The 7,364-nt window shown below is 50.4% G+C and carries 5 protein-coding genes and 1 pseudogene; 3 read left to right on the top strand and 3 right to left on the bottom strand.

What is annotated here, in order from left to right; genetic code table 11:
* Positions 1-603, bottom strand: a 603-nt coding sequence (locus tag ACB033_RS14820; protein WP_371140577.1) for an autoinducer binding domain-containing protein, incomplete at its 3' end; no start/stop codon positions are given.
* Positions 604-913: 310 nt separating this feature from the next.
* Between ACB033_RS14820 and ACB033_RS14815 the strand changes: the two genes are divergently transcribed.
* From ACB033_RS14815 to ACB033_RS14805, 3 genes and pseudogenes are all read left to right on the top strand, one after another.
* The gene (locus ACB033_RS14815) at positions 914-1,162 is read left to right on the top strand and encodes a hypothetical protein (RefSeq protein WP_371140578.1); all 249 of its coding nucleotides are present in this window, start codon (positions 914-916) and stop codon (positions 1,160-1,162) included.
* A gap of 182 nt (positions 1,163-1,344) precedes the next feature.
* On the top strand, positions 1,345-2,553 hold the full coding sequence (locus ACB033_RS14810) for a tyrosine-type recombinase/integrase (protein ID WP_371140576.1): 1,209 nt from the start codon (positions 1,345-1,347) through the stop codon (positions 2,551-2,553).
* Positions 2,554-2,639: 86 nt separating this feature from the next.
* Positions 2,640-2,791: pseudogene (locus ACB033_RS14805) on the top strand (IS3 family transposase); the annotation flags it as partial.
* Positions 2,792-3,167: 376 nt separating this feature from the next.
* On the opposite strand, the gene ACB033_RS14800 reads toward ACB033_RS14805, so the two are convergent.
* Together ACB033_RS14800 and ACB033_RS14795 are read right to left on the bottom strand one after the other, a co-directional pair.
* Positions 3,168-3,623: a hypothetical protein gene (locus tag ACB033_RS14800; RefSeq protein ID WP_223951375.1), complete on the bottom strand. Its 456-nt coding sequence runs from the start codon at positions 3,621-3,623 to the stop codon at positions 3,168-3,170.
* A 1,838-nt stretch (positions 3,624-5,461) separates the two neighbouring features.
* A complete protein-coding gene (locus ACB033_RS14795) occupies positions 5,462-7,333 on the bottom strand; it encodes a methyl-accepting chemotaxis protein (protein ID WP_371140575.1) in 1,872 nt (623 codons plus the stop codon).
* Positions 7,334-7,364 lie beyond the last annotated feature (31 nt).

Raw genomic sequence — 7,364 nt, 5'->3', positions numbered from 1 at the left:
GGCAATATCGCTCACCTGCTTGCCCTCCGCCGCCCAGCGACACACCTCCAGCTCCCGCAAACTCAGCGCATCGTGCGGTGACAGCCCCGCCAGACAGACCCGGGCCACCGCCTCAAAGATATGCATGGAGAGCCAGCTGATAAAGGGCACCGCAGAGAGCCACTGCTGGCTGGTACGAGGCGTACTGGTAATAAAGGAGAGCAGGCCGACATGGCCGTTGGCACCGTGCCAGGGCAGGGTGATACCGTCGCGAATGCCGTACTCGCTGGCCAGCTGCATCACCTCCCGCCCCTGTTCATCACAACGCTCATCATCGTTCACCACATCGGCCCACAGAATGGGCGTGCTTCTGGTCATGGCGCACTTGACGATGGGGTCGATGGCAAAGAAGCCGCTGCCGGTGTAGGTATCCACCCAAGCCTGTGGGCAACCGTTGAAGATGATGACGTCCGGACGCTGAATGGTACTGGGAAAGATCAGGGCCAAGCGAAAATAGTCGAATCCCATGCGGCCGCTCAGTTCGCGCAGCAGGGTCACGATGGCGCGCTCGTCAGCCGCCGTCTCGAACTGACCGATAAGCTCCAGCGCGTGCAGGGTATTCATTTCCGGGGTATGAGGATCATGCACAAGATAAGGTGGCCAAACATGGAAACATGCTGAATGTTAACAAGCGTCAATAGATGACACACCCCGGTACATAGGAAAATCAGAACTGCCCCACACTTTATGCTATCGAACCGTAATTTTTGTAATGAAATGCTACAGAAGAACAAGATTGTTCCACCAGTGACCAGTCATGACTCCTACGGATGTTAATCATTGCAACATTCGTCATGGCTGACCTCTCACCGGTGGACCAGCAGTCCTCCACGCTGCCTGCATCAAGCAACAAAAGGAGTCCAAGTTGTGGCGGATGAGCCAGCGAGACGAGATCCCCACCGAACTGTGCGAATATCAGGGCCAACGGAGACGATCAAGACGCTGGTTGCCCGGTGATAGTCTCGCAATGAACGCGATCAAACAGGCAGGAAAATCGCAAGCGTCAGCCTTGGCCAACTGTCTGAAAAACGTGGATAAAGATGGCTTGCACAATCAGAGGCAGAATGACAGCGGGGATTTGAATAGCAAAAAGGCCATCCTTTCGGATGGCCTTTTTGGCTGAATAAATGGCGGAGGAGGTGCCCGCCGCAATCAAGTCCAATCAATTCTGAATCAATCAGACAAACCAATTCCTATCAGTATCTTACAAGCAATTTCTGTCCAATCCATCCCAATCACATATTACCACTGCATATGCTTAATGGCATACTGAGTGGCATATTCAATTCCCAAGGAGGTTACCTGATGGCAATCCTCACCGATACCAAAGCTCGTAACATCAAGCCGGAAGATAAACCCCTTGCTCACGGTGGCGTTACAGGCTTGACGCTACACCCTTCTACAGCCAAGGGTAGAGGCAAGTGGGTATTCCGCTATGTCAGCCCACTGACGAAGAAACGACGTAACGCTGGCCTCGGGACTTATCCTGAGATCTCTATCGCTGACGCAGCTCGAGACGCCCAGGTAATGCGGGAACAGCTGGCGAATAATCTGGACCCACTAGAGATCCGGCTGCAGGAGCAGAACAAGCCGAAGATCCCGACCTTGGAAGCATCTGCCAGACTGGTTTACGAAAGCTTGCTACCCGGCTGGAAGAACCCCAAGCACGGTAAGCAATGGATCACCACATTGGAGCAATATGCCTTTCCTACCATTGGCGCTATCTCCATTGATGCCATCACTCCAGCCCATATCGCTTCCGTTTTGCAACCGATATGGCTGACGATCCCGGAAACAGCAAGCCGTGTTAAGCAGCGCCTACACGCAGTGATGGCTTGGGCATGGGCCCACAGCTATACCTCTGCAAACCCAGTAGATGTGGTGGGTCACTTACTACCGGCACAACCCAGCAAGTCTGTGCGGGTTGAACACCAGCCCGCGATGCCTTGGCGTGATATCCCCGCCTTTGTGCAAAAGCACCTGAGAACAGCGCAACAGTACGACGTCACCCGCTCTATGCTAGAGTTCTTGATCCTGACTGCATGCCGCTCAGGTGAAGTCAGAGCCATGAAGTGGCCAGAAGTAGACTTAGAAGCAAAGATTTGGACCCTACCAGCCGAGCGCATGAAAGCCAAGCAACAACATCGTGTTCCGTTATCTCTTCGTGCCGTCGAGATCCTGAAGGGATTAAGAGGATTACATGACGAATTGGTATTCCCTTCTCCCAGAGACCAAGTACCACTCTCAGACACAGTGCTGACGATGTTTCTGAGAAGGGCCAAAGCGGAGAGCTGTACTCCTGGCAGAATGGCAACTGCTCATGGTTTTCGTTCCAGCTTTCGGGACTGGTGCAGCGAGCAAGGCTATGCGCGAGATCTCGCTGAACGAGCGTTAGCTCACACAATTCAAAACAAGGTAGAAGCTGCATACCACCGTACTGATTTGCTCGATCAGCGGCGGCCAATGATGGATGCTTGGGCTCAGTTTGTGGCAGGTGATTTGCCACCTGAATAGGAAGGATACGGCTCATCAAGGCCACTTCCTTCTATGTTCTTTTTTAGCTTTTCTTAGCCATTGATGACATCTTGCCAAACCAGACTCCGACAACGGGATATATGAACCTGCGGGAAGCGAAGCGGGATATCAGCTACTACTTGATAGATTACTATGACGGCGTCCGCATCAACACAACGATGGGATATCGCCAGCGGAAGCCGAAGAACGGCCTAACCAAGTGTCCGGATTTAGTTGACCACTACATGGGTGACCTCCGGTGAGTTCGTCCGTGCCAGCAAGGCACCACCTTCAGAAGAGGTTATGCTGTTCCAGCGGGAGTTTCAGACAGACCTTGAACCTGTTATTGTACTGACACATTGCCAACTCAGAGGTTGCCTTGATACGATCCGAATGCATGTGTTGCAGTGGGCCTTGGAGTCTACTGGGACCTTGGGGGAAGAGTATGACAATCAGCGTCCAAGAACAGCAGTTTGCTCCACCGCAGGCTGAATGGACAACAGACCTACTGCAGCGATGAGCTATTCCCGCAACCGTTGCGCATTTGATGGTTGCTCACCAACCTCAGATGGCACTACTCCAAGCTTGGTTTGATTTGAAGTATATGGCGTTCACTACTCATCGCCTGCGGTGGTACCGAATTTGGTCACCAAGAACGGGATGCTGGTCACCTGTACCTGTTTCACATATTCTTCCGCAAGCCATTTTTGGGCATGTTCTTGGCATAAAAAGGTGCGAGTATTTTGCCCACTAACAGCTGGAAGTCTTGCAACCGTAATGGAGTGCAGGACCGGGGAAGCGATGACATAGGCTTTAGCAATGAGTGGTTGCTCGTTGAGCCAAGTATTGAAAGTATTGTATACCTCGATAGCCTCTGGGGTTGAGCCAACTTGCTTCTGCATATCAATCAGGATACAAAAAGGTCTTCCAGCAAAGCGCTCTATAGCACGTTTCATGGCATTAGCCCAAACCAGCGCGCCTTCTTTGTTGAAGGCTCCTGAGACGGTTGTTATGATCGAGAATCCATTCGTATCAACAGAACTCTCTCCGTGGCGCAAATAGGTGTTCATACGTCCCTCCCTATGTGAGCAACTAATAACCATGCATATAGGGATTCATAGCTCTCTTTGCCGTGAGAAGCAATGGACTTCTCGCGCAGCATTTCTGGATTGACCGGTAAATCTGCTATTAATTAACGTGAGATGACATGTAGTACGGACACGGCTTCATCTGCTGGCAGGGAGGGAACGGGGGACATGCCCCCGTGATGATTTTATTATGTGGGCAGCCTGACTCTTATTACGGAGGACTCGCAGTTCTCAGTCCTATGACAAGTTACACTACACTCTGGTGAGCTGTTAGTCAATATGAAAGAATTAGGGGCCTCAATGGTGCGCATTTTAGCTGCTGAACGTAAACAGCAGCGTCGAGTACTTGCTAGAGTCAAACGACGACAACAGATGCCTGATAAGACTCAACTTGTTGTGCCCGAACCAAAGCCCATATTAGAGGAGCCGTCCTCAATAGAAGGGTATGGTGAGTTACAACCCTGAGTCAGACTGCGAGATCTGTCGGCTTCACATCTGGCGATAGCCTGAATGGCTAGAGCAGCTTTTGTTATGACGACTCAGTTTTGGGGATTATGCCCGTGAGTGCCCCCTCATCATCCAATTCCTTCAACGTTAGATCTCGATGTCATGTAGCGCATGTTGTCGAGTGACAAGGTTGCACCTTTCGCCCTAACTGCATAGCTTGAGAGGAGGCATGAGTGGACGGGATCTTCCCCGGTTTGCAGCACTGCAATTGACACGGCCAAATTAGATACACTAGGGCCCCCTTGTCGTCCAGGAATATCCCATGCCAGCTTCTGTCTCCGAACTCCTCACCCAAGTCAGTTCATCGAGAACTGCACGTTATTGCATAAAGCCAGGGTGACCATTAGGTGGCCCAAATACTCGAGGCTGTCTGCTATTTCAGCCATAAGCTGCAGGTTATTCCTACGACAGACCGATAACCATTTCTTGCTGTTGATGGACAATCGCGCGCGCCTTGTTGCGACGGACTTGCCAGCCCCCACAAAAATTGTGCAAGCTGGCTAGGGGGTCGTCCCAGCTGACGCTGGGATGAAGGGGGAAGGCATGAATTTCACTCCTCAAAAGCGGTGGCAAGCAACGCAGGCGATCCATCTTTACACCGCCGGCGATTTGAATAGTGACCAGATGATGCTGAGCTCGTCCGAGGATCAACAACAGTAGATGGTGACCGGCGAACAGAAAGAAACCGCTCTGCTTGTAGCAGCTCAGCAAGGTGGGTGAAACGTTAGTCTGACGCCCAGGCTACGGAGAGCGCCAAGTTGACTACTGATAGGAGTTAGCTGTGTGCGGTATGCCGGAAGGGAGTGGCGCCGGAGTGTTCAGCGGAACAAATGCTGAGGTGGCTTGCAACCTTGAACGATAACAGATCGGTATTGGGCCGGGCATAAGTGGGGTGTTGGCATGTGTGATTTGTTCAGTGCTGCAGGACGTTCTCTAGCTTGGGCAGGGCTCTTTGTTGACCTATCCAAGCCGCTCGGTTTAGTCACGGTGGTCGTGCTAATAGTTGTGGGACTGGGGATGTGGGGATTGCAGTCCTGCAAAACAAACGCCCCTGGCGGTAGAGCTGGGTTCTCGGTACTGCAAGTGTTGCTGGTTGTCTGTGCAGTGCTGTTTCTCCGCTGGCAACTCCATGTAGCGATTACTCCGACTAACGACGAAATAGAGTGGAAACGTGAAATGAAAGAATATGGTCTTTGATACAATTGATAGACACACGCAAAAACCCCGCACATACGGGGTTTTTGTTTTATAGAACGAATGTTCATATGGTGGGGAAAGCTAACTGACGGCTGCGCATGGAGCACTTTTATTGTCTAGAGAATGAACGTCGAAACCTGTTCGTTTAAATCATGTGCCCGGCCTTTGAGGCTCTCAGCTTGAGCCAGGTCTTTCATCGCTGCCGCCGTTATTTCATCTGTGACATCTTTTATTGCTGTCGTATTTTGAGTTATTTCTCCGGTAACCTGCGTTTGTTCCTCCGCCGCGGTTGCGATTTGGCCTGCCATGTCTGATATGAGGTTAATCGCATTCGTAATTTCTTCTAGAGCGTGAACCGCCGCATCTGCATCCCGCACACTATTGTCAGCGAGTTGCTTGCTTGTGTGCATCAGGCCCACAGCTTGGTTGGTAGTCTGTTGTAGCGTTTCGATAGTTGAATGTATTTCTAGAGTAGAGTCTTGAGTCCGCTTGGAAAGGACTCGAACCTCATCTGCAACCACTGCAAACCCCCTACCCTGCTCTCCAGCGCGTGCGGCTTCAATCGCTGCGTTTAGGGCTAAAAGGTTTGTTTGCTCAGCAATTCCCTGAATAGTTGACAAAATTCCTGATATGTCTTGGGCATGTCGCTCCAATTCCCCAATGACCTCCGTCGCTTCCCCAACTTCATTTGCCAGATGATTGATGGATGAACGAGTTTGGTTGACCAGGTGTTTACCTTGCTCGCTACTCTGGGAAGACAGCTGAGCTGCAGATGCGGTGCTTTCTGCATTATTAGCAATTTCTTGAGTTGCGCTGGCCATTTCGGTGACTGCAGTCGCGACCATGGTGACTTCTTGTTGCTGTCGTTGTAGTTCGTTGACTGCGGCGTGGTTTGAGGCCAAGCTTTGTTCTGCATCAGCATCCAATTCACTGGCCAGCGCTCTTATATGGGAAATCAACTTATGTTGGCTCCCCACAAACCGATTAAAGCTGTTTGCGAGTAACCCAACCTCGTCATGCGTATCCACACTGATCCGTTGTGTCAGATCGCCATTCCCATCGGCTATTTTGGCCAAGGCCTGTGTAACCCGGACAAGGGGGCCGAGCAACAAGGCTATCAACCAAGATATAGCGAGAATACTCACCACTATCATTACAAAGGCCAAGCCCAATTGTGTGAACAGCAAGGTAGATAGAGGGGCTTCTAACTTTTCTTTATCGAGCACTAATATCAAACTCCAATCGGTATCAGAAATACCGGTTGCCCAAATAAGCTTGTCTTTCCCTTCCTGGTCAAAAGAGACGGGGTGCAGCTCGCTTTTGCCAATTATTTTTGCAATGAAGTCAGTGGATAAATCGTTATCAATGCTTGTGAGCGGCTTCATGACTTTGTCATTATCATGGTAAGCAATAACGGCTCCATCTTTATGTATGAGAATGGCAAATCCATTTGCTGGCAATGTCATTTTGTTAATGTCTTCAACCATACCAGCGATGGAAACATCGCCAGCTACAACACCTGTGTCGATAGGTTGTGCAATAGTGACAACCAAAACATTATCGGTAATATCAATGTATGGTTTCGTCACGCTCAAGCGATGGTTATTTTTCGCTTCTTGATACCAAGGCCTTGTGCGAGGATCATAGGTACTGTAATCAACGCTTGGATCAAAGTTGAGCATTTCCCCATTTTGGGTACCGTAATATGCGCTAGCAAATCTTCCGGATTCCTTTGCTTGCTGTAGTGCTCTTACGGTATTGTTGTCCACCTTTGTAGACAATGCCTTGATCACGTCGATACGGCTGGTTAGCCAGTCACCGATCTGTTCGGCTTGTTGTTTGCCTAAGCGTTCGGCTTGTTCTTTACTGTCTTCAAGCAGCAGTTGCTTCTGTGTTGAGTAACTGCTCCATGACATCAGTATTATGCTCATAGACAGCGCAATGGTAACTGATAGTAGTATTTTGTACTTGAGCGATAAACTTTTCATATGTGGCCTCTGGGGTCGATGTCTCTTAAGG

The sequence above is a fragment of the Aeromonas sp. S15(2024) genome, assembly GCF_041402265.1.
Taxonomy (GTDB): Bacteria; Pseudomonadota; Gammaproteobacteria; order Enterobacterales; family Aeromonadaceae; genus Aeromonas; species Aeromonas dhakensis.
The sequence above is the reverse complement of the archived record's forward strand: the minus strand, read 5'-3'. Positions and strand labels throughout refer to the sequence as shown.

Bases quoted from the DNA above. Each gene is read 5' to 3' on its own strand.
- ACB033_RS14815 (WP_371140578.1), top strand. From the start codon at position 914: ATGAGCCAGCGAGACGAGATCCCCACCGAACTGTGCGAATATCAGGGC.
- ACB033_RS14810 (WP_371140576.1), top strand. From the start codon at position 1,345: ATGGCAATCCTCACCGATACCAAAGCTCGTAACATCAAGCCGGAAGAT.
- ACB033_RS14800 (WP_223951375.1), bottom strand. From the start codon at position 3,623: ATGAACACCTATTTGCGCCACGGAGAGAGTTCTGTTGATACGAATGGA.
- ACB033_RS14795 (WP_371140575.1), bottom strand. From the start codon at position 7,333: ATGAAAAGTTTATCGCTCAAGTACAAAATACTACTATCAGTTACCATT.